Raw genomic sequence first — 24,640 nt, forward strand, 5'->3', positions numbered from 1 at the left:
GTCTCTCTGGTACACAGAGACGGTACACATGCTCCTGCGAATGCCCTCACCGATACGGCTCAAAAACTCCACCGCTCACTACTTGCGTAGACGTGTCCCGGCGGACGTGCTCGCCGTGGCGATTGGCGTGACGCTTCGTATCCCGGTCGGAGAAGATGTCGTCCCCGTGCGCGTCGGTGGCACCGGCATCGTCAAGGTGTCCCTGCGCACCACAGATCCGAAGCAAGCCAAAGAGCGGCAGGCTACGGCCTTGTCGTACCTCAACAGCTTCTGGCAGTCGTTGCGGGACGGCCCGGCTCGCTTGACGCACCAGCGCGTGATCGGGCTCGCCGGAGAATGGTATCGCCAGACAAAGAAGGAATGGGAGGCCGACCCCGGGCGGGCCTCGCTCTGGGGGATACTGAACCACGCGGCCCAGAAGTGGGACATGGTCAAGGCACAGGCAGAGATGGAGCCCTACGTCGCCGAGCTTCTTGAGCAGAGGGCGCTGCAGGTCGATGACGAAACGCGGGTTAGGTTGGCAACCGCCATGCACGGTGCGTTCAAGGACGCCACGGCGCTGCTGGAGCGGCGCGGTAGAGGGGACTACGGCCCGGACACGATAGAGCAGCGGTTTGGCGTGTGGGCGCCGGAAGCCGCCCTGAACGGCACGCCTGCGAAGGTGCCGACCATGACCCTTTTCGCCGATTGGGAACGGGAAGCCCGTCTCGCCAATCGCACCGACAAGACAATCAGCGAGTACAGGTCCCTCATGCAGCGTTTCGTGGACTTCGTTGGCCATGACGATGCCCTGCTGATCACCCCGGATGACGTGATCAGATGGAAGGATGCCCGGCTTGCGGCTGGCATCTCGTTGAAGACGGTCAAGCACACCGATATAGCGGTCCTCAAATCAGTGCTCGGTTGGGCTACGGAGAACCGACGCATTCCAGCCAATCCTGTGCCGCAACTCAAATTGAAGTTGGGGAAGAAGAACCAAGAGCGCGAGCGGGGTCTCACAGCGGTTGAAGCGATCGACATCCTGCGGGCTGCGAGCGCCTACAAAGCCGCTCCGAGAGAACTTGCGCAGACGGCTGCAGCCAAGCGGTGGGTGCCCTGGCTGTGCGCCTACACGGGCTCGCGGGTCGGCGAGATGGTTCAACTTCGCCGGGAGGATGTTGAGCAGCGGGGCGCTTACCTGATTGTCACGATCACGCCAGAGGCAGGCAAGGTGAAGGACAAGAAGACGAGGCGCGTGGTGCTGCATCTGCATCTCCTCGACATTGGCTTCGTCAAGTTCGTGAACAGCTCCCCGGATGGCTACCTCTTCGTGAAGGCCAAAGACCGGGCAGAAGCCGATGGGCGTGTCCGCGCTGTCAAGAACCGGCTGTGCGAGTTCGTGCGGAAGATCGTTCCGGACGAGCGGGTTGCGCCCAACCACGGATGGCGACACCGCTTCCAGACGGTCGGTCGTGACGTGGACGCGAGCGAGGGTATCGTGAATGCCATCTGCGGCCACGGGCGGCGCGATGTGGCCGACGACTATGGTGATCGGACCTTCACGGCGATGGCGGTCGCGCTGGCCAAGTTCCCCCGGTACGAACTCAATTAGTCTGCCATGCGATTGCTAGTGGCTCGCCCACGAGACGTTGCTTGACACTAGTCAGCTTGCGTCACCAGTCTATCCGAAACGATTCGGGGGGCGTGGGCAGGCAATGGCGCAAGACGATGCAAGAGAGAATCAACTGGTTGACCTGTTCAATCTAGAGCGCCCCGCTAATCGGGTTAGGCATGGCGTGGACGCTGTCCTAACTGTCTCAGGCACAGAGGTTGAATTTGAGTTGAAGTCGGTCACGACAGCTCGTGGCGGTCTGAGCACTGTCAGAGACCTCGGTAAGGATCACATCGAGAAGTGGCGTAACAAGCACTGGATCGTCGCATTCTACGACGGCGTGAAAATCCAAGAATGCAAGTACGGTAGCCCGGATGCGATGGCATTCTGGGTAAACAAGATCTGGTCTTCGATTAAACCTGACTTCGACATAGCAGAACACGTTCCGCCGTTGCTGACGCTCAAGGCTATGGAGAGCGTCATCGGCAAGAAGTCCTTCTACTCCCTGAATGACGCTAAGGCGCTGCACAAGGCGCAGTACACAGCAAGTCAGTACAAGGACATGATGGACGTGAAGGAAGGCTACAGCCCTGACCGAATGCTGGAGATATTCCGGCATAGGACGGCGTATCTGATCGAACGAGGATCAACTCTGAACAACCCCCACATCCCGATGGCCTTCCTAGAGGCCCTTCCATCGCTCGATAAGAAGGAGCCAGCAAAGAGCCTCAGGAAGCTCGTTCGCGCTTGGCTGAAGGCGTCGAAATAGGTTTGGATTTTCCGAGGGCTACCGCGACGGCGCGAGCGACAGCGTATCCCATTGGGGGAGAGACCGAGTTGCCGATCAGACCAAGCGCTTTGTAGACGGGAGCCTCGAATGGCCAGTCAGCGGGGAAACCCTGCAGGACCATACAATCCTCGATAGACAGCCGGAAGTCGCCGTTCTTGGCAACAAACGCGGACGCCGCTACCCTGTTCGCCGCCACGCCGTTGGGCCAGATGCGTAACTGTGCCCACGTGTTCGCTGATGTCGCACTATTCACTACACTCGTGGTGTTCCGAGGGCCGGTCCATCCACTGCGTATAGTAGGGGCCAATCCGTCGAAACCTATATCGGGGAGCCCCAAAGCCTCGCGAGCGCCCATAGTTCGCAGTAGACCATCGGTCGTTTGTCCGGTGGTGTGGGTTGGCCTTGGCGCTTGGAAACGATCAGCGGCTTCTTTGTCGGCAAATCCGACGAATAACACCCGCTTCCGACGCTGCGGCACACCGAAGTCCGCAGCCTCAAGGGTAATCATCTGTATGCGATAGCGGCTCTTCAACGGCTCGAAGATCGTCTGCTGAACGTAATCCTCGAACTTCTTGGTAGCCAATCCCGAGACGTTCTCACATACGAATGCACGGGGGCGCGCTTCGCGAACTGCCCTGACAAGTTCGGGAATCATATCTCGCACATCCGCCGCGCCGCGCCGGCTTCCCCCGTGGCTAAATGGCTGGCACGGAGGACCACCGTGCACCACATCAACCTTCCCTCGGTAAGGCTTCCAGTCAATCTGGGTAACGTCGCCGGCATCCCCGGCAAAGACCTTCCAGCGGGGACGTGCGGTCTTGAGAAGCCCTTCCACCATTGGAAGGATGTCATATGATGCTGTGTGTTTGTACCCGGCTCTGTCGAACCCAATGTCGAGACCGCCGCCGCCGCTGAATAAGCTCAGTGCAGACAACCCGTTTGACCGCAGCTTGGGCATCAAGGTGTAAGGATCGAGGCGCGGCGTGGGAATGGGTAGTTTGGGAACGTCACACTCGCCACGCATGGCACGCGCCTTCGCGGCCCCAGAAGCAAGACTGGTCTGCCTAAACCGCTCCCGTTCAACGTCGCTGATGTCCCAGCCGCTGTACCACGGCGCATCGGTGCCGCGAGCGGTGTAGGGCTTTTCTTTGAGCGATTCTGCCAATGGGAACTCCGATGTCTGTCCCCGAACAAGGGCAGAGAGACTGCTGGCACGCTCTACGGTTACGTTCCCGAGGATGCAATGGCTGTGATTATGATTCAATCCGCGCCGTTTGTGAATCCCCTAAGTGTCCATTCGGCGGCGGCTGCAAATACACTGATCGGGGCAGACAGATCGTTATGCCGCTCCTACCCTTGCAGCTCACCAGCAGCGCCCGCTGCACCGTCTGCCATGCCTTCTAGGGCGCGATACACGGAAGCCCGACCAATCCCCAGCGCCTTTGCTATGGCTGACGGCCCCATGCCCTCCGCCTTCAATGCCTTGACCTTCACGATGTCGATGCTGGGCTTGCGTCCTTTGTAGACGCCACGGGCCTTGGCATCCGCGATCCCTTCGAGTTGACGCTCCTTACGCAGGTTGGTCTCGAACTCGGCGAACACGCCCAGCATGTCGAAGAAAGCCTTGCCTGCTGCGGTGCTGGTGTCGATTGGCTGCTCGGTGGCCTTGAGGCTCGCTCCCTTGGCCCTGATGGTGCGGGCGATGTCCTGCAGGTCACCGATGCTTCGAGCCAAGCGGTCGATGCGGGTCACCATCAGCACGTCACCTTCCCGCAGGAAGTCGAGGACGGTCTGCAGCTCAGCTCGGCCAACGGTTGTCGTGCCGGAACGCTTCTCCGACCGGATCAAGTCGCACCCGGCGAGGCGCAGCGCGGTCTGCTGCAGTTCGAGGCTCTGGTCGGTGGTGCTGACGCGGGCGTATCCGATGATGGTCATGGTCGCTCCTGTGTCTCGTTAGGGTCTAGACCATGGTGGGATAGTGTCTCATAATCCGCAAGTCAACCCTTATGAGACGGGAATTGTTGTCTCAGACGATGCCTCGCTGGGCTGTACCCATCCGAGACGATGGCAATCGGGCTTTACTGTCCGCGTTGGAGCGACAGGCTTTGGAGTTGAGACGAAACATCCAGTGAGCCAGACATACCGGCCCCACATGGTGGCCGTGGTTGCCCGTGACGACATGACCTAAGCCTGCAAGTCGAAGCATCAACACGGCGCGGCGACGCTCGCTGATGCAATCCGATCAATCATCAACACCGCAGGACGGTTCGCCTTGGCTGAGCCCACCCATTGGGATCGACCCCCGGTACGGGGAAGTCAGCTCCAATTCCAGTCGAGGGGTGGGCTTCGCACATTTCTGTCAGAAAATCCGGGGTGTGTACTCGCTCCAGCTTCGCCAGTGGCCTCGGCAGGCTGGGGACATGACACAGCCGTTTGCTTCAAACTCCAGGACCTTCGCAGCGTTCGTCCAGCGCCGCGCTCTGGGAGCTTCTCTGGCCACCCACGCGCTACCGGCTCTGGCCCGAAATGAAGCGTGCAGCACGAGTGAATTGGCGCCGAAGATGAGCATGGGCATCACCTTCGAGCGCCGACGCAATCAGCTATGCAGCGGCGAGATGATCGCAGCGACCCGGTCCACAGCCCTTGGATTGTTCGGGGATGGCTAACCTTCGCCTAAAACCAAAAACAGACAGATCGCCACAATGCCCAATCACTTCAGCATGACTGTCACAACCTACCCACCGTCAGGGAGGCTATAGGGCGGGTTCGGCGAGTGAGCTATAATTGATCCTTGAAAAGGCCCAGCACGAAGGGACACCCTTAGGATCACCCTCATACGGGGTCTCTCTGGGGGGCTCCTTGATACTGGGCCACTTACCCGACTTGATCACAGTCATCCTCAGTGCAGCTCCCTATGCACTATAGGGTGTGTAAAGGGGCGCGCTAAAGGGAGGAGGGCAACCAAATCTCAGGTTGTATCCCTACCGCGCACGCCCGCTACGGCTTCCAGACGGCCTATGGGTTAGCCAAGTAGAACTCGCGCAGAAGCCAGACAGGGAAGGCGTGCCCCTGACCATCATGACGATGCCGTATGCGATGCTCCTCGCAGAGCGTGGCGAGGGAGGCAGCATCGTCAGCGAAGGTTTGTGCTGGGTTTGCCAACAGATCGGCAGGTTCGTTGAAGGCGGTCCAGTACGCCTCTACAGTTAAGAGTTGAGCAGGATCGCGCCCCACCCGTTCGAGGGCGGTGGCGGCTGCGGCCGCATGCTGTGTTGCGGTGTTGTTTGGCATCATTGATCCCCAAGACGATTGCCGCTCGCAGAGCGCCTACGAATGGCAGGGGATGTTGACCTCCCGCAGGATCGCAAAGGCGGTGGCGGTGGTCAAGGTAACTGCGCAACGATAAGCGTACATTCGGCTTGCTTCACAGTACACGGAGCAGGTACACAGAGGGCAAGGGACGGTCAAAATCCCTGAGCATAATCAATGCCATGCAACGGTGATGGCCCAATCCTTTCCTGGGCACCATTCCCCCTTTTAAGTCATTGACTTAAAAGAGAATAAGCGAGATCAGCGGCTTGCCGCGACCGGCCTGCGCGTGCGCGCCGGAGATCCCGTGGGCCTTTGCCGGCCGGCGCAGAGTGAGGCGCCGAAGGCCGCGGCCTCTGTCAGCATTTTCCTCCGACATTCAGTCAGCAGCCCGAAGCGCCCGAGCCGCCGGATACCATCCGCGTCTTCCCCACTCGCCCAGGCATTCCGGGAATCGCCGCGCTTTGCCGACAGGCGCGTTCGCAACTGCGGTTGAGCGTCATGGATGCTTTGGCGCCGGTGGTGCTCACGATCAGCTGCGAGGACGCACCACGAGGTTCCGGCCTCCGCCAGCCGGCTTCGCCGCCTGTCGCATCGGCAGCCACGCCACCGGGCGTGGCGTGGCAACGACGACCTCAGCTCGTCCGCGGCGCTTCCTTGACGCGGCTGACAAGTTGCGTTGGATCGACGAAGCGCATGGCGATCAGGAGCCAGACCAGCGTCACCACCATGTAGACGATGGCCATGGCGTCGACCGATTGCGGGGCGCGGACGCCGGCGGCGAACACCGCGTAGTACAGCGCCACCACCAGCGTCTGCGAGTCCGGACCGGCGGTGAGGAAGGTCAGCTCGAACATCGCGATGGTCCGCACCATCACCAGCAGCGACGACGCCAGAATGCCGGGCAGCAGCAGCGGCGCCAGCACGTACCAGAAGATCTTGAGCGTGTTGGCGCCGAACACCCGCGCCGCCGATTCCAGGTTCTGGTCGATCTGCTCGATGAACGGCACCATGATCAGGATCACAAAGGGCAGCGCCGGCACCAGGTTGGCGAGGATCACGCCCCACAGCGTGCCGGCGAGATGCGCCTTGTACATCACCGTTGCGAACGGGATGCCGTAGGTGATCGGCGGGATCACCAGCGGCAGCAGGAACAGCAGCATCACCGCCTTCTTGCCGGTGAATTCGCGGCGCGCCAGCACATAGGCCGCCGGCACGCCGATCACGATCGACAGCGCCACCACCGCGAACACCACCTGCAGGGTGACGATGAGGATGTCGTACGGCTGGAATTCCTTCCAGGCTGAGAAATACCATTTGGTGGTGTAGCCTTCGGGCAGCCAGGTGCCGAGCCAGCGGGTGGCGAAGGAGTTGGTCATCACCGCCGCCACCATCAGGGCGATGTTGATGACGAAGAACGTCATCAGACCGAGCAGCAGGCCGTTCCAGGCGCGGGCGAGAATACGTGCCATAAGACTAGCCTTTCCCGCTGCTGGCGGGGCCACGATAGAAGAAGTTGCGCGTCGACGACACCGCCAGCACGACGGCGAGCTGGGTGAAGCCCATGATCATGGCGATCGCCGAAGCATACGAGTAGTCGTATTCCTCGAACGCCGCTTCATAGGCCGCGAGCGAGATGACGCGCGTGGAGCCGGACGGCGCGCCCACCAGCACGGCGGAGGGAAACACCGAATAGGCCTGCACGAACGACAGGCAGAAGGTGATGGCGAGGCCGGGCATCAGCAGCGGCAGATAGATCTGGCGGAACTGCTCCCACGGGCTGGCGCCGAGCGTCGCCGCGGCGCGCGCCAGCGTCGGGTCGATGCCGGTGACGTAGGAAAGCGTCAGCAGGAAGGCGAAGGGAAAGCCCGAGATCACCAGCGAGATGAACACGCCGATGAAATTATGCGTCAGGCGGATCGGGCCGTCATACAGGTGCACAAGCTGCAGAAATTGCGACAGCCAGCCGCGCGGGCCGAAATAAGTCAGCATGCCCTCGGCGATCAGCACGGTGCCGAGCGTGATCGGCACGATCAGCAGCGTGGTGATCACGCGGCGGTAGCTGCTCTTATGGCGCATCCGGAAGGCGATGGGCAGCGCCAGCGCCATGTTCAGCAGGGTCACCGGCAGCGCCAGCTGCATGGTGGTGATGATGGTGCGCCATTGCCGGCTGTCGGAAAAGAATTTTGTGTAGTTCGACAGCCAGTCGCCGCCCTTGGTGGGCTGGAACGAGATCACGAAGCCGTAGAGGAAGGGATAGACGAACAGCACGATCATCAGCAGCGCCGCGGGGACGACCAGCAGCGCGATCCTGTCGGTGCGCGGGACGTGCGTCGCCGTGGCGGAGGAGGAGGGCGCGCTCATGACTGCGCCTCGCGCGGATAGATCAGCACCCGTTCGGGGGGCACCGAGAGCTGCACGGTTTCGCCCAGTCGCATGGTCGCCGGCCCGCGGGCATGCAGCTTGATGCCATCGGCAGTCTCGACGTCGAGCAGCGAGTCGCGGCCGCAATACTCCACATTGGTGACGCTTCCGCCGATGGCGTTGGCGTCGCTCATGCCCGGACCGATCTCGTCCGGCCGGATCGCCACATAGACCTTGGGGCCGGTCAGCGGCTGCATGGCGATGCCGGTGAGCCGCAGGCCGTGGCCGGCGACGGTGACGCGGTCGCCTTCGGTCTTCTCGACGTCGAGCTCCAGCACGTTGCGATAGCCCATGAAGCGGGCGACATGGATATTGGCCGGTTCGCCATAGACTTGCGGCGGCGTGCCGACCTGCTGGATCTTGCCGTCCTTCATCACCACGATGCGGTCGGCCAGCGACAGCGCCTCGTCCTGGTCATGGGTGACGTAGATCGTGGTGCGGCCGAGCTCGCGATGGATGCGCTTGATTTCCGAGCGCATTTCCAGCCGCAGCTTGGCGTCGAGATTGGACAAAGGCTCGTCCATCAGCAGCAGCGGCGGCTCGATGACGATGGCGCGGGCGATCGCCACGCGCTGCTGCTGGCCGCCGGAGAGTTGGCCGGGCAGCTTGTGCTCCTGGCCCTCGAGCTGCACCAGCTTGAACGCCCTGGCGAGGCGCGCATCGGTCTCGGCCTTGGGCACGCCGCGCATGGTCAGCCCGAAGGCGACGTTCTTGCGCACGGTCATGTGTGGGAACAGCGCGTAGTTCTGGAACACCATGCCGAAGCCGCGTTTCTCCGGCGGCAGCACGTCGATGCGGGTGTCATCGAGGGAGATGCTGCCCTCCGACAGCGGCATCAGCCCGGCGATGCAGTTCAGCGCCGTGGTCTTGCCGCAGCCGGAAGGTCCGAGCAGCGCGACGAATTCGCCGCGGCCGATGGTGATGTTGAAATTGTCCAGCGCGTTGAAGATCGCGCTGCCCGGCGCGCCGAAACGCCGGCACACCGACTCGAGACGCAGCTGCTTGAAGTCGCTTGTCATGAATTACTCGCGCGCAGGAGATGAAGTGCATCTGCGAAGGTCGAATGCGGCCTTCGCAGATGTCGTCGTGTCGGGTTGCCGCAGAGCCGCAGGCCTACTTGCTCTTCGCGGCGCCGATTTCCTGATCCCAGCGCCGGAAGGCGTAGACCAGCTTCTCCGGCAGCAGCGGAATCTGCTTCGGGTTGTCGGCGATGAACTTGGCGTATTCCGGCCGGCCGAATTCGGCGATTGCCTTCTGGCTGGCGTCCGGCGCCATCGACAGCGGCACGTCCTTGACCGACGGACCCGGATAGAAATAGCCAAGGTCGTAGGTGGTGGCCTGGGCTTCCTTGCTCAGCAGATAGCTGGTGAGATCGATCAGCACCGCCATCTTCTCCGGCGACACGCCGCGCGGGATGCACAGGTAGTGCGCGTCGAGGATCCAGTTGAAGTTCTTCAGGAAGAACACCTTGGCTTCCTTCGGCACGATGCCGAGCACGCGCGGGTTGATGTCCCAGCCCATCTGCGACGGGATCATGTCGCGCGAGCCCTCGCCGAATTCCTTCATCACGATGCCGGTGCCGGTCGGGTAGTACTCGACGTACTGGCCGAGTTCCTTCAGGAAAGCCCAGGTCTTGTCCCAGCCCTTCTCCGGATCGGACGGGTCCTTGTCGCCGAGAATATAGGGCAGGCCCATCATGAAGACGCGGGCCGGGCCGGAATTGGCCGGGCGCGCATACATGAACTTGTTCGGATTGGCCTTGGCCCAAGCCAGCAGCTCCTCGGCGGTGGCAGGCACCTGCTTCACCTTGCCGGGCATGTATTCCATCACCGGGCCGGCCTCGCAGAACGACACGCAGACGCCCTGGTTGACGGCCAGCGCCTGCATCTGCTTGGCGCCGGGCAGGAAGATGTCATCGAGCTTCGGCAGCGACGAGGCATAATCGGTGACGATCGGCACCCACAGCTTCTGGTCGACGCCGGTGGACAGCACGTCGATGCCGGTCAGTACGCCGTCGATGTCGACGCGGTTGGCATCCTGCTGCGCCTTGATCTTGCCCGGCAGTTCCGGGGCCGGCGCCTTGGAGAAGGTGATGCGCGACACCAGTTTTGGATTTTTGTCGCGATAGGCCTCGATGGCACTTTGGGTCAGCGCCAGATTGCCGGCGACGTCGACGATGTTCAGGGTCACCGGCGAGGTCGGCATTTTCAATGTCTGGGCGAAGGCGCGGAGATCGAAGCCGACGGTGCTGCCGGCAAGGCCGGCCACGACGGCGCGTCGCGTAGGTCTGAAATTCATGGTCGTTCTCCCTTGGGTTTGCCGATGTTTCGGCTTGTTGTTCTGGGTCTTCGGGACGAAGCGTCAGTCCGAATTGACGTAGTGCGGAAACATCTTGCTGATCTCCACGGCGTTGGCGACCGTGCCGGCTAGGTGGTGCCGCGTCATGGCCTGGGCGGCATCGGGATCGCCGGCGGCGATGGCGTCGACGATGGCGCGGTGGTCGGCCATGATCGCCTCGGCCTTGCCGGGCGAGGGCAGATGCAGCCGTCGGAGCCGGTCGATATGGCCGCTGCGGCTGCGCACCAGTTCCCACAGCCCCTGCCGGTCCGCGGCGGCATAGAGGTGCTGGTGGAAGGCGTTGTCCTCGGCCATGAAGGTCTTGAAATTGCCCTCGGCGCTGAACTGCTGCTGCAGGGTAATGATGCGGTAGAGGTCGTGCACCAGCTCGTCGCTGTGATCGAGCGCCAGCGTCCGCACCAGTTCAAGCTCCAGCGCCTGGCGCAGAAAGTGCGCCTGCTGGGCCAGGAAAATGTCGATCCGGCTGACCACCGTCGCGTGCTGCGGGAAAACCTCGACCAGGCCTTCATCGTCCAGTCGCATCAGCGCATCGCGCACCGGCGTGGCACTGACGCCGAACTGCGCCGCAAGGCTGGCGCGCGACAACGGCGCGCCCGGCGGCAGGTCCAGCGAAATGATCATGCTGCGCAGCCGCTCGAACACCTGCGGCGCCGCCTGGCGGTCACGGTCGAGCCGTTCAGCGCGCGGGACGATGCGACGGGGCTCTGGCTTGGGCGCGTTCATGTTGAAGCCGGACCATTCGTCACATGGCGGCTTGCCAGTGACGTACTAATATATTAGTGCTTTAGCTAATCAGTCAAGAACATCGTATCGGGAGGGCACACTATGAGCAGGACTACCCGGATTTGCGCCAGTCTGGCCGGAATCGCCGGCCTCGTTCTGTCGGGCCTTGCGGCCCAGGCGCAGCAGAAGACCGAGATTGCGCTGTCGCGGCAGCCCGGCATTTTCTACATGCCGAGCCACATCATGGAAAAACAGAAGCTGATCGAGAAGCACGCCGCGGCGCTCGGCCTGCCCGGCATCACGACGAAATGGGTGACGTTCTCCGGCGGCGGCGCGCAGACCGATGCGCTGCTCGCCGGCGGCGTCGACATCCTCAACACCGGCACCGGCAATCTGTTGCTGCTGTGGGATCGCACCAAGGGCGGCGTCAAGGGCATCGTCGCCACCTCGGCGCAGCCGATGACGCTGATCAGCCGCGACCCGCATATCAAGTCGATCAAGGATTTCGGCCCGGGCGACAAGATCGCGGTGCCGACCGTGAAGATCTCCACCCAGGCCATCGTGCTGCAGATCGCGGCGGCGGAAGCCTTCGGTGCCGACCAGTGGTCGAAGCTCGATGCCAACACCGTGCAGCTCGGCCATCCCGATGCCTATGCGGCGCTGTCGAACTCGCAACACGAGGTGCGCAGCCACTTCTCGATCCCGCCCTTCACCTTTCTGGAGATGAAGAACGTGCCCGGCGCTCATGTGGTGCTAAACTCGCCGGACGTGATGGGCGGACCGCTGAGCCAGGCGCAGTTCTTCACCACCACCAAATTCGCGGACGCCAATCCGAAGATCATCCAGGCGGTGCGCGATGCCACCAAGGAAGCGCAGGACCTGATCCGCTCCGACACCAAAACCTCGGTGGAGATCTACAAGGAGATCACCGGCGACAAGACCAGCGTCGAGGACCTGCTGACCTGGCTCAAGGAGCCCGGCATGATGGAGTGGAATTTGCAGCCGCAGGGCACCATGAAATTCGCCGCCCATCTGTACAAGACCGGCACGCTGAAGACCCAGCCGAAGGCCTGGACCGACTATTACTTGCCGGCCTCGGCCGATCTCAAGGGCAACTGATGACCGCTCTGCTCGATGTCAGCGGCGTCACGCTGCGGTACAAGACCTCCAGCGTCGTCGTCACCGCGACGGAGAAGGTCTCGTTCAGCGTTGATCGCTCCGATCGCTTCGTACTGCTGGGGCCGTCCGGCTGCGGCAAGTCTACGCTGCTCAAGGCCGTCGGCGGCTACATGACGCCCAGCGAAGGCACGATGCGGATCAACGGCCGGGAGATCACCGAGCCCGGCGCCGACCGGATGATGATCTTCCAGGAGTTCGACCGGCTGCTGCCGTGGAAGACGGTGCTGGAAAACGTGATGTTTCCGCTGCTGATGACGCGCAAGCTCGACAGGAAGGACGCCGAAGTCCGCGCCCGCGCCTATATCGAGAAGGTCAGTCTCACCCGCGTCGTCGATTCCTATCCGCATACTCTGTCCGGCGGCATGAAGCAGCGCGTCGCCATTGCCCGCGGCATGGCGATGGAGCCGGACATCCTGCTGATGGACGAGCCTTTCGCGGCACTGGACGCGCTGACGCGGCGCACCTGCCAAGACGAGCTGCTGCAGCTGTGGGAAGAGACGAAGTTCACGGTGATGTTCGTCACCCATTCGATCGCCGAAGCGATCAAGATCGGCAACCGCATCCTGCTGCTGTCGCCGCATCCCGGCCGGGTCAAGGCCGAGGTGATCGACGTGGACAAGGTTTCCAGCGAGGACGGCAGTGCCGCCCGCCTTGAAAAGCAGATCCACGATCTGCTGTTCGCCGACAGCGCAACCGCGCACTGAGGATCACGTCATGGGCGAAGCCAGAATCCTGATGCGCAGCGACGCCGTCGCAGCGGCCGATCCGGCGGCGGTGGAGCGCAAGCTCAGCCTTCCCGAACTGCTGTGGAATGACGGCTTCGTCCGGAAGGCCGCCATCATCGTCTTCCTCGCCGCGGTGTGGGAGATCTACGGCACCCTGCTCGACAATTCGCTGCTGTTCCCGACCTTCCACGACACCGTCATCACCATGTTCGACAAGGTGAAGGACGGCACCATCCCGCTGCGGGCCTGGGCGTCGCTGAAGGTGCTGTTCATGGGCTACGGCGCCGGCATCGTGCTGGCCGCTTTGTTCACCGTATTGGCGATCAGCACGCGGATCGGCACCGACTTCCTGGAAACCATGACCGCGATGTTCAACCCGCTGCCGGCGATCGCGCTGCTGCCGCTGGCGCTGATCTGGTTCGGCCTCGGCAATGGCAGCCTAGTGTTCGTGCTGATCCATTCGGTGCTGTGGCCGGTGGCGCTCAACACCCATTCCGGCTTCAAGAGCGTGTCGAACACGTTGCGCATGGTCGGCCGCAACTACGGCCTGCGCGGTCTGCCCTATGTGGCGCGCATTCTGATTCCCGCGGCGTTCGGCTCGATCCTCACCGGTCTGAAGATCGGCTGGGCCTTCGCCTGGCGCACCTTGATTGCCGCCGAACTGGTGTTCGGTGTGTCGTCGGGACAGGGCGGGCTCGGCTGGTTCATCTTCGAGAACCGTAACCTGCTCGATATTCCCGCGGTCTTCGCCGGGTTGTTGACCGTGATCGTGATCGGCCTGATCGTGGAAAACCTGATCTTCCGCACGATCGAGCGCAACACCGTGCAAAAATGGGGTCTCCAGACCTGAATCGGTGGGATGGGTAGAACTTTTTGCGAAACCCATCAGGAATTTGAGAAGAGAGCGATGGGTTTCGCAAGGGCTCAACCCATCCTACGAAGGATGCTTTCATGACCGACCGTAAGAAGACTCCCGACCAGCTCCGCAGCGCGCGCTGGTTTGCGCCCGACGATCTGCGCGCCTTCGGTCATCGCTCGCGTGCGATGCAGCAAGGTTATGCGCCCGAGGAGTGGAAGGGCCGTCCGGTCATCGCCATCCTCAACACATGGTCGGATGCGCAGCCCTGCCACATGCACTTCAAGACCAGGGTCGATGACGTCAAGCGCGGCATCCTGATGGCCGGCGGCTTCCCGATGGAATTGCCGGCGCTGTCGCTGTCGGAATCCTTCCTCAAGCCGACCACCATGCTCTACCGCAACATGCTGGCGATGGACGCCGAGGAACTTTTGCGCGGGCACCCCGTGGATGGCGTGGTGCTGATGGGCGGCTGCGACAAGACCACGCCGGGCCTGCTGCTCGGTGCCACCAGCGCCGGCTATCCCGCGATCTATCTCCCGGCCGGTCCGATGCTGCGCGGCAACTGGAAGGGCAAGGTTCTCGGCTCCGGCTCCGACGCCTGGAAGTACTGGGATGAGCGCCGCGCCGGCAAGATTTCCGACAAGGAATGGGTCGAGGTCGAAGGCGGCATCGCCCGCAGTTACGGCACCTGCATGACCATGGGCACCGCGTCGACGATGACCGCGATCGCGGAATCCATCGGCATGACCCTGCCCGGCGCCTCGTCGATCCCCGCCGCCGATGCCGGCCACATCCGCATGGCCAGCGAATGCGGCCGCCGCATCGTCGACATGGTGTGGGAGGATCTCACACCCAACAAAATTCAAACGCGCAAGGCGTTCGAGAACGCCATCACCGTGGCCATGGCCATGGGCTGCTCCACCAATGCCATCATCCATCTCATCGCCCAGGCGCGCCGCGCCGGACAGGACATCGGCCTCGACGATTTCGAGATCGCCTCCCGCAAGGTGCCTGTCATCGCCAACGTCCGCCCCTCCGGCGACAAGTACCTGATGGAAGACTTCTACTACGCGGGCGGCCTGCCGGCGTTGATGAGCCGCATCAAGGAGCATCTGCATCTCGACGTCATGACCGTCACCGGCAAGACGCTGGGCGAAAACATCGCCGATGCCGAAGTCTACAACGACGACGTCATCCGCACCGTCGACAAGGCGATCTACGCCGAGGGTGCGCTCGCCGTACTCAAGGGCAACCTGGCGCCCGACGGCTGCGTGATCAAGCCGTCGGCCTGCGAGCCGCGCTTTCTCAAGCATACCGGCCCGGCGCTGGTGTTCGACGACTATCCCAGCATGAAGAAGGCCACCGACGACGAGAATCTCGACGTCACCGCCGACCACGTGCTGATCCTGCGCAATGCCGGGCCGCAGGGCGGGCCGGGCATGCCGGAATGGGGGATGCTGCCGATCCCCAAAAAACTGGTGAAGCAGGGCGTGCGCGACATGGTGCGCCTCTCTGACGCCCGCATGAGCGGCACCAGCTACGGCGCCTGCATCCTGCATGTGGCGCCGGAAGCCTTCATCGGCGGGCCGCTGGCACTGGTCGAGAATGGCGACATGATCACGCTGGACGTCGATGCCCGCACCATCAACCTCGACATCTCCGACGAAGAAATGGCGAAGCGTCGCGCCGCGTGGACGGCGCCGGAGCGCAACTACGAGCGCGGCTATGGCTGGATGTTCACCAAACATATCCAGCAGGCCAACGAAGGCTGCGACTTCGATTTTCTCAAGACGGACTTTGGCGCCCCGGTGAAGGAGCCGGTGATCTACTGACACATTCGCCACGTCGTCCCCGCGCAGGCGGGGACCCATACACGCTGGAGACATAGCTGGACACCCAACTCGTAGTTTCAGCTTCATCGACAGTGGTTAGGGATCCCCGCCTGCGCGGGGACGACAGTTGAGGGGGTCGCGCCAGTGTCGGTGCCCCCAAGCAATAAACACAAGTCATCCGCTCAATCTGGAGTCCCCCATGTCCAAACTCTCCGACGCCACCCGCGCCAAGCTCAAGACCATCTCCACCGCCACGGTGGCCACCGCTTTGTTCAAGCGCGGCTTCCGCAGCCAGTGCATCCAGGACGTCCATCCGCTCGGCCCGGACCAGCCGACCCTGGTCGGCGAGGCCTTCACCCTGCGCTACATGCCGGCGCGCGAAGATCTCAACAAGCTCGACGTGTTCCGCGACCGCAGCCATCCGCAGCGCAAGGCGGTGGAGGACTGCCCGCCCGATGCGGTGCTGGTGATGGACAGCCGCAAGGATGCCCGCGCCGCCTCGGCCGGTGCCATCCTGGTGACGCGGCTGATGAAGCGCGGCGTCGCCGGCGTCATCACCGACGGTGGCTTTCGCGACTCCGCGGAAATCGCCAAGCTCGGCTTCCCGGCCTATCATCACCGCCCGAGCGCGCCGACCAACCTGACGCTGCATCAGGCCATCGAGATCAACGGGCCGATCGGCTGCGGCGATGCGCCGGTGTTTCCCGGCGACGTGATTCTCGGCGACAGCGACGGCGTCATCGTCATCCCCGCGCACCTCGCCGACGAGATCGCCAACGAGGCCTTCGAGATGACCGCGTTCGAGGATTTTGTTACCGAGCAGGTGAATGCCGGCAAATCGATTCTGGGCCTCTATCCCGCCACAGACGAGCAGACCCTGGTCGACTTCGCGGCCTGGCGCAAAACCAACAACCGGTAGTCGGCTTCGCATACGATCCATCTGTCCGCGCCCGCGCGCAACCCTAATCAGAAAGACCAAGCCATGTTGATGTTCAACAATCTGATCGACGGTGAATGGCTGTCCGACGGCGCCCGTTCGCCCAACGTCAATCCGTCCGACACCAAGGACATCGTCGGCGAGGCCGTGCGCGGCACCCGCGCCCAGGCGGAAGCCGCCGTCGCCGCGGCCAAGGCCGCGTTCCCGTCGTGGTCGCGATCGACGCCGCAGGTCCGCTACGACATCCTCAAGAAGGCGTCCGACGAAATTCTCGCCCGCAAGGACGAACTCGGCCGCCTGCTGTCGCGCGAGGAGGGCAAGACCCTGCCGGAGGGCGTCGGCGAGGCCGCGCGCGCCGGGCAGATCTTTGCGTTCTTCGCCGGCGAGTGCCTGCGCATGGCCGGCGAGAAGCTGGCGTCGGTCAGGCCGGGCATCGACATCGAGGTGACCCGCGAGGCCGTCGGCGTGGTCGGCCTGATCACGCCGTGGAATTTCCCGATCGCCATTCCGGCCTGGAAGATCGCCCCGGCGCTGGCCTATGGCAACACCGTGGTGATCAAGCCCGCCGATCTGGTGCCGGGCTCGACCTGGGCGCTGGTCGACATCCTGCATCGCGCGGGCCTGCCCAAGGGCGTGCTCAACCTGGTGATCGGCCGCGGTTCCGAGGTCGGTGCCGCGCTGCTCGAACATCCCGATGTCGCCGCGATCTCCTTCACCGGTTCGGTGGCCACCGGCCAGAAGGTGGCTGCCGCCTGCATCGCCTCGCGGCCGATGAAGAAATTCCAGCTGGAGATGGGCGGCAAGAATCCGCTGGTGGTGCTCGACGACGCCGACCTGAAGGTCGCGGTGGAAGCCGCCGTCAACAGCGCGTTCTTCTCCACCGGTCAGCGCTGCACCGCGGCGTCGCGGCTGATCGTCACCAAGGGCATCCACGACAAGTTCGTGGCGGCGCTGACCGAGCGCCTCGGCGGTCTCAAGATCGACGACGCGGTGAAGGCCGGCACCGATATCGGCCCGGTGGTTGACCAGAGCCAGCTCGACCAGGACATGAAGTATGTCGCCATCGGCAAGGAAGAGGGCGCCAGGCTTTCTTTCGGCGGCGAGCTGCTGAAGCGCGATGCACCCGGCTTCTATCTGCAGCCGGCTCTGTTCACGGAAGTCACCAACACCATGCGCATCGCGCGCGAGGAGATCTTCGGGCCGGTCGCCGCCGTGATTCGCGTCAACGACTATGCCGAGGCGCTGGCGACCGCCAACGACACCGAGTTCGGCCTTTCGGCGGGCATCTGCACCACCAGCCTGAAATATGCCTCGGACTTCAAGCGCAATTCGGAAGCCGGCATGGTGATGGTCAATCTGCCGATCGCCGGCGTCGACTATCACGTGCCGTTCGGCGGCCGCAAGGGCTCGAGCTTCGGCCCGCGCGAGCAGGGCCGCTACGCCGCGGAGTTCTACACCGTCGTCAAGACCGCCTACACGCTGCCGTAACAGCGCAAGCATCGATGTTGCGCCGGCGGTCCGCCGCCGGCGCAACATGCTCCTCCGCCGGCGAAGAGTAGATGTTTGGTCCCAGCATTTGATGGTGCATTATTCTCCGACGGTTGGAAGGATGCGCTATGGGACAGGTTCACCACGGGAGCGCCACAACGACAGCGGCGGTCCGTCGAGCGATACAACATAGTCAAGAGAGCCTGAGGGTCTTGGCCAGGCGGCATGGGATCAATCCCAAGACCGTCGCCAAGTGGAAGGCGCGGGCCTCGGTCGAAGATCTACGAACCGGGCCGAAAGACCCGAAGTCGACGGTTCTGACGGTCGAGGAAGAGGCGCTTATTGTCGCCTTCCGGCGGCACACGCTGCTGCCGCTCGATGACTGCTTGTATGCCCTGCAACCAACCATCCCGCATCTGACGCGCTCGTCACTGCATCGCTGCCTGCAGCGCCACGACATCTCGCGATTGCCTGAAGTCGAGGGCGACAAGCCAGATCGGCGTAAGTTCAAGACCTATCCGATCGGCTACTTTCACATCGACATCGCCGAGGTCCGCACCGAGCAGGGCAAGCTCTATCTGTTCGTGGGGATCGACCGGACCTCAAAGTTCGCCTTCGTCGAGTTGCACGAGAAAGCCACTCGGCGCATCGCCGGCGACTTCCTGCGCCACCTGATCGCGGCCGTGCCCTACAAGATCCACACCGTGCTGACCGACAATGGCACGCACTTCACCACGCCCGGTGCCGGTGGCTCAGCGGTCCCTGAGATCAAGCTGGCCCTCGAGCGTGGCGAGCCGGTCTGGGCCCATGGCTTTGAGTTGGCTTGCGCCCAGGCCGACATCGATCATCGCCTCACCAAGCCCAAGCACCCCTGGACCAATGGCCAGGTCGAACGGATGAACCGGACTATCAAGGAAGCGACCGTCAAGCGCTTCCACTACGAGACCCACGACCAACTCCGTCGCCACCTCGGCGACTTCATCGACGCCTACAACTTCGCGCGTCGGCTAAAGACCCTGCAGGGCCTCACACCCTACGAGTACGTTTGTAAGATCTGGACAAAAGAGCCCACCAGATTCAATGTTGATCCGACCCATCAAAGTCCGGGACTAAACAAGTAGAGCGGGATTCATCTCCGTGGAATCGTGTCCCGGACGCAGTGCAATGCGCCTCCGTAAGGAGGCGTAGTGCGCTGCAGAGCCGGGACCGCCAAAGGCTCCGGCGTCTGATGCGATCCCGGATCTGCGGAGCGGCACTTCCGTGCGAAGCTTCGCTTCGCTAGGCCGCACCGCGTCCGGGACAAGATTGAAATGCTTCAGTCTTGATGGATCAGAGTCTAGCTCGTTCGATCTTTCGGGCCGCTCAATCCGCGAACTGGTTGGTGGCGCGGATGATCGGGGCCCAGCGGTCGATTTCGCTGATCAAGGTGGCGTTGAGCGCGGCGGGCGTGGCCTGGTCCTGCGTGACAGGGTCGGTGTTGATGTCGTTGAAGCGCTTCACCAGCTCGGGGTCGCGCAGCGCCTCCTGCAACGTCCTGGATAGTTTCTCGATGATTGCGTCGGGCGTGCCCTTCGGCGCGTAGATGCCGTGCCATGCGCCGACCTCAAAACCCTTCAGCCCCGCTTCGTCGGCGGTCGGCAGATCAGGCATCGACGACAGTCGCGTCTTCGTGGTGATGGCGTAGCTCTTCACCAGCTTGCCGGCGATGGGCCCGGTGGTGTTGGTGGTCTGGTCGCAGGTGAGGTCGATCTGCCGCGCGATCAGGTCGTTCATCACCGGACCGTTGCCCTTGTAGGGCACGGACAGGATCTCCTTGCCGACCGCGGTCATGAACAGCATGCCGCACAGCTGCGAGGCGGCGCCGAGGCCGGCATTGCCGAAGGTCATCTTGTCGCCGTTGGCCTTGATGTAGGTGACGAGTTCGGCCAGCGTATTCGGCGGCAGGTCGGGACGGCCGATGATGGTCATCGGCGCGTTGGTGACCAGGCCGATCGGCGCGAACGCCGTTTTGGTATCGTAGGGCAGCCGGCGATACAGCGTTGCGGCGGTCGAGATGCCGATGTGATGGATCAGCAGCGTGTAGCCGTCGGGCTCGGCGCGCGCCGCGCGGGCTGCGGCAATGGTGCCGCCGGCGCCGGTGGCATTCTCGATAATGATGGTCTGCCCCAGCAGTTTCGACATCGTCGCTGCGGTGACGCGCGCCACCGTATCCGTCGCGCCGCCGGCCGCGAACGGCACCAGCATGGTGATGGCCTTGCTGGGATAGGTCTGCGCACCGGCGGGCGTGGTCGCCATGGCGAGTGCGATGGCAGCAATGGCTTTCAGCTTCATAGTTGCCTCCCTGATTGTTGTTTTATGAGTCGCGGCCATGGCCCGCATGTCGCGGGTCACGTCGTTTAGACGTTGGAGCTGTGGATCGCCGCGACCACCGCGTCGGTCACTTCCTGGGTCGTCGCGGTGCCGCCGACGTCCGGGGTCATGATGCCGGCGCCGGTGACCTGCTCGACCGCGCGCATCAGCCGCGCCGCGGCGTCGGCCTCGCCGAGATGGTCGAGCATCTGCGCCGCGGTCCAGAAGCTGGCGACCGGATTGGCGATGCCCTTGCCGGTGATGTCGAAGGCCGAGCCGTGGATCGGTTCGAACATCGATGGGAAGCGGCGCTCCGGATCGATATTGGCGGTCGGCGCCACGCCGAGGCTGCCGGCCAGCGCGCCGGCGAGGTCCGAGAGGATGTCGGCATGCAGGTTGGTGGCGACGATGGTGTCGAGGCTTTTGGGATGCAGCGTCATCCGCACGGTCATGGCGTCGACCAGCATCTTGTCCCAGGTCACATCAGGGAATTCCTTCGACACTTCCTCGGCGATCTCGTCCCACATCACCATGCCGTGGCGCTGCGCGTTGGACTTGGTGACCACGGTGAGGAATTTGCGCGGGCGCGACTGCGCCAGCTTGAAGGCGTAGCGCATGATCCGCTGCACGCCGACGCGGGTGAAGATCGCCACCTCGGTGCCGACCTCCTCCGGCAGCCCGCGATGCACGCGACCGCCGCAGCCGGCATATTCGCCCTCGGAGTTCTCGCGCACGATCACCCAGTCGAGGTCGCCAATCCCGACATTGCGCAATGGCGAGGTGATGCCGGGCAGGATCTTGGTCGGGCGCACATTGGCGTACTGGTCGAAACCCTGGCAGATTGGCAGCCGCAGCCCCCACAGGGTGATGTGGTCGGGCACATCCGGCGCGCCGACGGCACCGAAATAGATCGCATCGAATCTTTTGAGCTGGGCGAGGCCGTCGGCCGGCATCATCACGCCATGCTTGCGATAATAGGCCGAGCCCCAGTCGAAGGTCTCGACGTTGAACTTCACATCGCCGATGCGCTGCTGCAGGCTTTCGAGCACGGTGGTGCCGGCTTCGATGACTTCGGGGCCGATACCATCGGCCGGAATGGCCGCGATGGAATATTCGCGCATGGGATGTTCCTCACCTGGGTCGTCTTGTTTTGTGCCTGACGCTTCGAACTTCGCCGCACGTGTCCCGGATCTGCGAGGCACCGCGCCCAAGGGGGCGCGCTGCATCGCGTCCGGGACACGCTGACGTCGACCCGCGTGGCGACGGCACCCTGCGGCCTCGCTCCTCCCGGCTCAAGCGCGTTGGTTTATACAAATAAATGATATAATCCGGGGTGGGAGAGGCCCGATGGATCTGCATCAGTTGCGCTGTTTTGTGGCCGCCGCCGAAGAACTGCACTTCGGACGCGCAGCGCAGCAGCTCGACATGATGCCGTCGGCGCTGGGCCGCCATGTCCGTATGCTCGAGGACGATCTCGGCACCCGGTTGCTGACGCGGACGACGCGCAGCGTGGCGCTCACCGACGACGGTGCGGTCCTGCTCAAGCAGGCCCATGAACTGCTGGCGCAGGCCGATCGGCTGGCGGCCAGCTTTCGCGCCCGCGGGCGGGCGCGCGCCGCGACGATCCGCGTCGGCGCCATTGACAGCGCCGCGGCCGGCCTGCTGCCAGCGCTGCTGCACGATATGCGCGACCGCCAGCCGGGCGTCGGCGTAAAGCTGGTGGAAGACAAGACCATCCGCCTGCTGCCGCAGTTGCTGTCGGGCCGGCTCGATCTGGCGTTCGTGCGGCCGCCGGATAGCGCCGACAAGCGGCTGCAGTTTCTGTTTCTGTTTCACGAGACCGCGGTCGTCGCCGTGTCCGAACGGCACTCCTTCGCTAACCGGACCAGCCTGACCATTGCCGATCTGGCCAGCGCGCCGCTGATCGTGCCCGAGCGCCGGTCGCGGCCGCACAGCCATGACCTGACCATGAAGCTGTTTGCGGAAGCCGGCCTTCAGGCCCACGTCGCCCAGATCGCGGACGAGAAGCAGACCATCGTCAATCTCGTCGCCGCCGAAATCGGCGTCGCCATCGTCCCGCGATGGACGTCACGGATGGCGGCGCGCGGCGTCCGCTACGTGCCGCTGGCGCTGTCGGCCATGAACAGGCTTCCGCTCGCTGCCGCCTGGACCCGCGGGACCCGCGATCCCGCCCGGGACACCCTGATCGAGATGCTGCAGGCCAACCTGTCGCGCTACATGATTGAGGCGTAACAGGTAGTGGCAGACGATCATTTCATCTCAATCCGGATGTCCGATTCATGCCAGTGACCACCCGACAGGGCGACGCCCTCTACTGGGACCGGCAGGGCCGCGGCCCGGCGCTCATTCTCGGCGCCGGCCTCGGCGGCGTCGGCAACTACTGGACGCCGAACATGGCGGCGTTGACGCAGCACTTCACCGTCTACCGCTTTGACCAGCGCGGCACCGGGCAGTCCTGCCGGACGCCTGTGGCCTCGATCGAGCAGATGTCGGCGGATCTGGTGGCTGTGATGGACGACGCCGGGCTCGAGCGCGCGATGTATCTCGGCCATTCCACCGGCGGCGCCATCGGCGTGGCTACCGCGCTGGATCATCCCGGCCGGCTGTCCGCCATGATGATCTATGCCAGCACCACCTGCGGCGATCCCTATCGCCGCAAGATCCTCGGGCTGCGCTCCCGGCTGTACGGCGAACTCGGCATCGCCGCCTATGCGCAATACAGTTCGCTGCTGCTCTATCCGCCGTACTGGATCAATGCGCACGAACAGGAAATCGCTGAGGCCGAGGCGGCGACCACCGGCCAGCTTGAAAATGCCGAAGTCCAGGACAGCCGGTTCGATGCGATCCTCAACTTCGACCGGCGGGACGAGCTGTCGCGTATCGCGATTCCCACCCTTGTGGTCTGTGCGGACGACGATATCCTCACCCCGAAGTACTTCTCCGAGGAGTTTGTCCGACTGATACCGGGGGCGCGAGCATACTGGGCGGCGCGCGGCGGCCACGCGCTGTCGCGCACCGAGCCGGACTTGTTTGCGCGGATCGCGATCGATTTCTTCCAGGGAGTTTCGGCCTCATGAAGATTCTGCGTGCTATCCTGCTGACGACGATCGCGCTGGCATCCTGCGCCGCGGCCCGGGCCGATGACTGGCCGCCGCACAATCTGCGCATCCTGGTGCCGTTCCCGGCCGGCGGCAGCTCCGATACGCAGGCCCGGGTGATCGCCGATGAATTGTCGAAGCGACTGGGCAGGCCGGTGGTGGTCGAGAACAAGCCCGGCGCCGGCGGCAATCTCGCCGCCGCCGAGGCCGCGCGCGCCACGCCCGACGGCACCACGCTGTACATGGGCACGACCGCCACCAACGCTGCCAACGTCAATCTCTACGAAAAGCTGTCCTACGATCCGGTGCGCGACTTCCAGCCTCTGACCCTGGTGACGATCTATCCGCAGGTCATCGTTCCCGGCGAGCGCTTCAAGGATCTCGACCTCGCCGGGCTGATCGCGGCGATCAAAAGCGACGGCGACAAGCTCAATTTCGGCTCTTCGGGGGTGGGCTCGCCGACCCATCTCGGCGGCGAGCTGTTCAACCGCGAGACCGGCACTCACCTGATGCATGTGCCGTATCGCGGCCAGGGACCGGCGATCACCGACCTCATCGGCGGTCGTCTGGACATGATGTTTCCGTCGATTCCCGACGCGCTGCCGATGTTGCAGGCGGGCCGGCTGCGCGCGGTGGCCATCATGGCGGAGCAGCGCTCGAAGGTTTTGCCAGATGTGCCGACCACCGGCGAACTCGGTCATCCCCGCCTGCTCAGCGCCATCTGGGGCGCGCTCTACACCACGGCCGGCACACCGAAACCGGTGGTCGACCGCCTCAGCACCGAGCTTGCGGCGATCGTCGACTCCGCAAAATTCAAGGAAAAGTTCGAGGCGATGGGTTTCGAGGTGCGCTCCTCCACGCCGGAGCAGCTCGCCGCCTTCGGGGAGTCCGAGACCCGGCGCTGGGGCGAGATTATCAAGGCGCTGGGTATCCGGCTGAACTAACCCTGCCGTCTCG

The 24,640-nt window shown here is 63.6% G+C and carries 22 protein-coding genes; 12 read left to right on the forward strand and 10 right to left on the reverse strand.

The window, feature by feature from the left end; translation table 11 throughout:
* Positions 1-40 precede the first annotated feature (40 nt).
* A complete protein-coding gene (locus ACUXVA_RS06655; RefSeq protein WP_445493259.1) occupies positions 41-1,591 on the forward strand; it encodes a DUF6538 domain-containing protein in 1,551 nt (516 codons plus the stop codon).
* A gap of 103 nt (positions 1,592-1,694) precedes the next feature.
* Positions 1,695-2,360 carry a hypothetical protein gene (locus ACUXVA_RS06660; RefSeq protein WP_445491356.1) on the forward strand — a complete coding sequence of 222 codons (666 nt, stop codon included), beginning with the start codon at positions 1,695-1,697 and terminating at the stop codon, positions 2,358-2,360.
* Here ACUXVA_RS06660 and ACUXVA_RS06665 read toward each other — a convergent pair.
* From ACUXVA_RS06665 to ACUXVA_RS06700, 8 genes are all read right to left on the reverse strand, one after another.
* Positions 2,320-3,546 (reverse strand): DNA cytosine methyltransferase, encoded by a 1,227-nt coding sequence (locus ACUXVA_RS06665; protein ID WP_445491358.1) that lies wholly within the window; start codon positions 3,544-3,546, stop codon positions 2,320-2,322. The two genes, ACUXVA_RS06660 and ACUXVA_RS06665, sit on opposite strands and share 41 nt — an antisense overlap.
* A 185-nt stretch (positions 3,547-3,731) precedes the next feature.
* On the reverse strand, positions 3,732-4,316 hold the full coding sequence (locus ACUXVA_RS06670; protein WP_445491360.1) for a recombinase family protein: 585 nt from the start codon (positions 4,314-4,316) through the stop codon (positions 3,732-3,734).
* Positions 4,317-5,396: 1,080 nt separating this feature from the next.
* On the reverse strand, positions 5,397-5,672 hold the full coding sequence (locus tag ACUXVA_RS06675; protein WP_445491362.1) for a hypothetical protein: 276 nt from the start codon (positions 5,670-5,672) through the stop codon (positions 5,397-5,399).
* Between the two features lie 653 nt (positions 5,673-6,325).
* Positions 6,326-7,162, reverse strand: coding sequence for an ABC transporter permease (locus ACUXVA_RS06680; protein ID WP_445491364.1), 837 nt, complete (start codon positions 7,160-7,162; stop codon positions 6,326-6,328).
* 4 nt (positions 7,163-7,166) lie between these two features.
* A complete protein-coding gene (locus tag ACUXVA_RS06685) occupies positions 7,167-8,054 on the reverse strand; it encodes an ABC transporter permease (protein ID WP_265081006.1) in 888 nt (295 codons plus the stop codon).
* The gene (locus tag ACUXVA_RS06690; protein WP_265081005.1) at positions 8,051-9,133 is read right to left on the reverse strand and encodes an ABC transporter ATP-binding protein; all 1,083 of its coding nucleotides are present in this window, start codon (positions 9,131-9,133) and stop codon (positions 8,051-8,053) included. Before ACUXVA_RS06690 ends, ACUXVA_RS06685 begins: the two co-directional genes overlap by 4 nt.
* 94 nt (positions 9,134-9,227) lie before the next feature.
* The gene (locus ACUXVA_RS06695; RefSeq protein ID WP_265081004.1) at positions 9,228-10,412 is read right to left on the reverse strand and encodes an extracellular solute-binding protein; all 1,185 of its coding nucleotides are present in this window, start codon (positions 10,410-10,412) and stop codon (positions 9,228-9,230) included.
* Between the two features lie 63 nt (positions 10,413-10,475).
* A complete protein-coding gene (locus tag ACUXVA_RS06700; RefSeq protein WP_265081003.1) occupies positions 10,476-11,195 on the reverse strand; it encodes a GntR family transcriptional regulator in 720 nt (239 codons plus the stop codon).
* A gap of 102 nt (positions 11,196-11,297) precedes the next feature.
* Here ACUXVA_RS06700 and ACUXVA_RS06705 point away from each other — a divergent pair, with 102 nt between their 5' ends.
* The 7 genes from ACUXVA_RS06705 (at position 11,298) to ACUXVA_RS06735 (ending at position 19,336) form a co-directional block, all read left to right on the forward strand.
* The gene (locus ACUXVA_RS06705; protein ID WP_265081002.1) at positions 11,298-12,314 is read left to right on the forward strand and encodes an ABC transporter substrate-binding protein; all 1,017 of its coding nucleotides are present in this window, start codon (positions 11,298-11,300) and stop codon (positions 12,312-12,314) included.
* Positions 12,314-13,078 carry an ABC transporter ATP-binding protein gene (locus ACUXVA_RS06710; protein ID WP_445491369.1) on the forward strand — a complete coding sequence of 255 codons (765 nt, stop codon included), beginning with the start codon at positions 12,314-12,316 and terminating at the stop codon, positions 13,076-13,078. The genes ACUXVA_RS06705 and ACUXVA_RS06710 overlap by 1 nt, the downstream gene beginning before the upstream one ends.
* A 10-nt stretch (positions 13,079-13,088) precedes the next feature.
* Positions 13,089-13,949, forward strand: a complete 861-nt coding sequence (locus ACUXVA_RS06715) for an ABC transporter permease (RefSeq protein ID WP_445491371.1) — start codon at positions 13,089-13,091, stop codon at positions 13,947-13,949.
* 101 nt (positions 13,950-14,050) lie between these two features.
* Positions 14,051-15,790 (forward strand): L-arabinonate dehydratase, encoded by a 1,740-nt coding sequence (gene araD / locus ACUXVA_RS06720; protein ID WP_445491373.1) that lies wholly within the window; start codon positions 14,051-14,053, stop codon positions 15,788-15,790.
* 199 nt (positions 15,791-15,989) lie between these two features.
* Positions 15,990-16,709: a ribonuclease activity regulator RraA gene (locus ACUXVA_RS06725; protein WP_265080999.1), complete on the forward strand. Its 720-nt coding sequence runs from the start codon at positions 15,990-15,992 to the stop codon at positions 16,707-16,709.
* A gap of 63 nt (positions 16,710-16,772) precedes the next feature.
* Positions 16,773-18,215 carry an aldehyde dehydrogenase family protein gene (locus tag ACUXVA_RS06730; RefSeq protein ID WP_445491375.1) on the forward strand — a complete coding sequence of 481 codons (1,443 nt, stop codon included), beginning with the start codon at positions 16,773-16,775 and terminating at the stop codon, positions 18,213-18,215.
* 128 nt (positions 18,216-18,343) lie between these two features.
* A complete protein-coding gene (locus ACUXVA_RS06735) occupies positions 18,344-19,336 on the forward strand; it encodes an IS481 family transposase (RefSeq protein WP_445491377.1) in 993 nt (330 codons plus the stop codon).
* 241 nt (positions 19,337-19,577) lie between these two features.
* On the opposite strand, the gene ACUXVA_RS06740 is transcribed toward ACUXVA_RS06735, so the two are convergent.
* Both ACUXVA_RS06740 and ACUXVA_RS06745 read right to left on the reverse strand, forming a co-directional pair.
* Positions 19,578-20,546 (reverse strand): tripartite tricarboxylate transporter substrate-binding protein, encoded by a 969-nt coding sequence (locus tag ACUXVA_RS06740; RefSeq protein ID WP_265080997.1) that lies wholly within the window; start codon positions 20,544-20,546, stop codon positions 19,578-19,580.
* Between the two features lie 65 nt (positions 20,547-20,611).
* Positions 20,612-21,685 carry a tartrate dehydrogenase gene (locus ACUXVA_RS06745; protein WP_265080996.1) on the reverse strand — a complete coding sequence of 358 codons (1,074 nt, stop codon included), beginning with the start codon at positions 21,683-21,685 and terminating at the stop codon, positions 20,612-20,614.
* 226 nt (positions 21,686-21,911) lie between these two features.
* Here ACUXVA_RS06745 and ACUXVA_RS06750 point away from each other — a divergent pair, with 226 nt between their 5' ends.
* The 3 genes from ACUXVA_RS06750 to ACUXVA_RS06760 are packed head-to-tail and all read left to right on the forward strand — an operon-like array spanning position 21,912 to position 24,627.
* The gene (locus ACUXVA_RS06750; protein WP_265080995.1) at positions 21,912-22,817 is read left to right on the forward strand and encodes a LysR family transcriptional regulator; all 906 of its coding nucleotides are present in this window, start codon (positions 21,912-21,914) and stop codon (positions 22,815-22,817) included.
* A 47-nt stretch (positions 22,818-22,864) separates the two neighbouring features.
* Entirely contained in the window at positions 22,865-23,662 is a 798-nt protein-coding gene (locus ACUXVA_RS06755) for an alpha/beta fold hydrolase (RefSeq protein WP_265080994.1), read from the forward strand.
* Positions 23,659-24,627, forward strand: coding sequence for a Bug family tripartite tricarboxylate transporter substrate binding protein (locus ACUXVA_RS06760; RefSeq protein ID WP_445491381.1), 969 nt, complete (start codon positions 23,659-23,661; stop codon positions 24,625-24,627). The genes ACUXVA_RS06755 and ACUXVA_RS06760 overlap by 4 nt, the downstream gene beginning before the upstream one ends.
* Positions 24,628-24,640 lie beyond the last annotated feature (13 nt).

This window comes from Rhodopseudomonas sp. RCAM05734 (assembly GCF_052658035.1).

Bases quoted from the DNA above. Each gene is read 5' to 3' on its own strand.
- ACUXVA_RS06655 (WP_445493259.1), top strand. From the start codon at position 41: ATGCCCTCACCGATACGGCTCAAAAACTCCACCGCTCACTACTTGCGT.
- ACUXVA_RS06660 (WP_445491356.1), top strand. From the start codon at position 1,695: ATGGCGCAAGACGATGCAAGAGAGAATCAACTGGTTGACCTGTTCAAT.
- ACUXVA_RS06670 (WP_445491360.1), bottom strand. From the start codon at position 4,316: ATGACCATCATCGGATACGCCCGCGTCAGCACCACCGACCAGAGCCTC.
- ACUXVA_RS06675 (WP_445491362.1), bottom strand. From the start codon at position 5,672: ATGCCAAACAACACCGCAACACAGCATGCGGCCGCAGCCGCCACCGCC.
- ACUXVA_RS06680 (WP_445491364.1), bottom strand. From the start codon at position 7,162: ATGGCACGTATTCTCGCCCGCGCCTGGAACGGCCTGCTGCTCGGTCTG.
- ACUXVA_RS06685 (WP_265081006.1), bottom strand. From the start codon at position 8,054: ATGAGCGCGCCCTCCTCCTCCGCCACGGCGACGCACGTCCCGCGCACC.
- ACUXVA_RS06690 (WP_265081005.1), bottom strand. From the start codon at position 9,133: ATGACAAGCGACTTCAAGCAGCTGCGTCTCGAGTCGGTGTGCCGGCGT.
- ACUXVA_RS06695 (WP_265081004.1), bottom strand. From the start codon at position 10,412: ATGAATTTCAGACCTACGCGACGCGCCGTCGTGGCCGGCCTTGCCGGC.
- ACUXVA_RS06700 (WP_265081003.1), bottom strand. From the start codon at position 11,195: ATGAACGCGCCCAAGCCAGAGCCCCGTCGCATCGTCCCGCGCGCTGAA.
- ACUXVA_RS06705 (WP_265081002.1), top strand. From the start codon at position 11,298: ATGAGCAGGACTACCCGGATTTGCGCCAGTCTGGCCGGAATCGCCGGC.
- ACUXVA_RS06710 (WP_445491369.1), top strand. From the start codon at position 12,314: ATGACCGCTCTGCTCGATGTCAGCGGCGTCACGCTGCGGTACAAGACC.
- ACUXVA_RS06715 (WP_445491371.1), top strand. From the start codon at position 13,089: ATGGGCGAAGCCAGAATCCTGATGCGCAGCGACGCCGTCGCAGCGGCC.
- araD (WP_445491373.1), top strand. From the start codon at position 14,051: ATGACCGACCGTAAGAAGACTCCCGACCAGCTCCGCAGCGCGCGCTGG.
- ACUXVA_RS06725 (WP_265080999.1), top strand. From the start codon at position 15,990: ATGTCCAAACTCTCCGACGCCACCCGCGCCAAGCTCAAGACCATCTCC.
- ACUXVA_RS06730 (WP_445491375.1), top strand. From the start codon at position 16,773: ATGTTGATGTTCAACAATCTGATCGACGGTGAATGGCTGTCCGACGGC.
- ACUXVA_RS06735 (WP_445491377.1), top strand. From the start codon at position 18,344: ATGGGACAGGTTCACCACGGGAGCGCCACAACGACAGCGGCGGTCCGT.
- ACUXVA_RS06740 (WP_265080997.1), bottom strand. From the start codon at position 20,546: ATGAAGCTGAAAGCCATTGCTGCCATCGCACTCGCCATGGCGACCACG.
- ACUXVA_RS06745 (WP_265080996.1), bottom strand. From the start codon at position 21,685: ATGCGCGAATATTCCATCGCGGCCATTCCGGCCGATGGTATCGGCCCC.
- ACUXVA_RS06750 (WP_265080995.1), top strand. From the start codon at position 21,912: ATGGATCTGCATCAGTTGCGCTGTTTTGTGGCCGCCGCCGAAGAACTG.
- ACUXVA_RS06755 (WP_265080994.1), top strand. From the start codon at position 22,865: ATGCCAGTGACCACCCGACAGGGCGACGCCCTCTACTGGGACCGGCAG.
- ACUXVA_RS06760 (WP_445491381.1), top strand. From the start codon at position 23,659: ATGAAGATTCTGCGTGCTATCCTGCTGACGACGATCGCGCTGGCATCC.